The following is a 1328-nucleotide window of genomic DNA, read 5'->3' on the forward strand; positions in this document are numbered from 1 at the left end:
CAATTCGCTGGATGCGTCCACCGAAGAAGAGGACGATCTGCTCGACAAGGCCTGGGGCCTGGAGCCGCAGTCGCGGCTGTCGTGCCAGGCGCGCGTGGCCGGCAGCGACCTGGTGATCGAGATTCCCAAATACACCATCAACATGGTCAAGGAAGGGCATTGATATGAAGTGGACGGACACCCTCGACATCGCCATCGAACTCGCCGAGGCGCATCCCGAAATCGACCCGCGCACCATCCGCTTCACCGACCTGCATGGCTGGGTGATGGAACTGCCCGATTTCGACGACGACCCCAACCATTCCGGCGAGAAGATTCTCGAGGCGATCCAGATGGCGTGGATCGACGAGGTCAATTAATCGGGCAACAGCCACCGGATCATCGTCCCCGCTTTTGATATTCTTCAACGCCAGCCGGCGTACCTGGAATCGGGCGGGTTGACGAACAGCCCGATCGAAAATCCCGTTGTCCGATCAGGGCGCCTGCTGTCTCGACCGCAGAAAGCCTGCCCCGCCTCGTGCTAGACTCCCCCAAAATTCGAGACAAGCATGGCCGAGGAGACTGATCTTTCCCGTACCGAACCGGCAAGTCCGCAGCGTCTGCAACAGGCGCGCAGCGCGGGCGACGTTCCGCGCTCTGCCGAACTCACGGCGTGGCTCGTGCTGCTGTCGGCGCTGGGCATGCTGGGCTGGCTGGCGCCGCGGCTGTTGCATGCCCTGCAGGCGATGATCGAGGCGGCGTTCATCCACGCGGCGACGCCGCTCTCCCCGGTTTTCCTTGAAGCGGTCTGGTCTACGCTGTGGGCTTTGCTGCCGCTGCTGGCCGTCATTTTTGCCGCGGCGCTGGTGGCGCCGGTGCTGCTCTCGGGCTGGGTGTTCGCGCCTCGCTTCGCCCGCGCCGAACTGGCCCGCGCCAACCCTTTCAAGCCCTTTGCCCGGCTGTTTTCCGTCGATTCGCTGTTCGATGGAACGCAGGCGCTGCTCAAGCTGGTGCTCGCCGCCGCGGCGGCGGGCTGGGCGCTGGCGAGCGGCTGGCCGCAGCTGCAGGACCTGGCCGGCAACGGGGCCGGCGCGGCGCTGGCTGCGAGCGCCGCCTGGGTGGGGCGCGGCGTGCTGGCGCTGGCGGCGGCGCTGGCGCTGTCCGCGGCGCTCGACGCCGGCTGGCGCTGGTGGCGCTATCTGCGGCGTCACGCGATGACCTGGCAGGAGGTGCTGGCCGAGGCGCGCGAAGCCGAGGTCCATCCGGAAATGCGGGCTCGACTACGCGGCCGCCAGCAACGGGCCGGGCAACGCATTGACGAGGTGATCGGATGAACGCGCAGGGCGTGA

The 1328-nt window shown here is 67.0% G+C and carries 2 protein-coding genes and 1 pseudogene; all 3 read left to right on the plus strand.

All coding sequences use genetic code 11. From position 1 onward, the window contains the following. Positions 1–163: pseudogene (locus Q0L94_RS17580) on the plus strand (ISC system 2Fe-2S type ferredoxin); the annotation flags it as partial. Then, positions 159–359: a Fe-S cluster assembly protein IscX gene (gene iscX, locus Q0L94_RS17585; protein ID WP_026177340.1), complete on the plus strand. Its 201-nt coding sequence runs from the start codon at positions 159–161 to the stop codon at positions 357–359. The pseudogene Q0L94_RS17580 and the gene iscX, both read left to right, overlap by 5 nt. A gap of 189 nt (positions 360–548) precedes the next feature. Next, the gene (locus Q0L94_RS17590; protein ID WP_296755937.1) at positions 549–1313 is read left to right on the plus strand and encodes an EscU/YscU/HrcU family type III secretion system export apparatus switch protein; all 765 of its coding nucleotides are present in this window, start codon (positions 549–551) and stop codon (positions 1311–1313) included. Positions 1314–1328 lie beyond the last annotated feature (15 nt).

Source organism: Thiobacillus sp. (assembly GCF_024708915.1).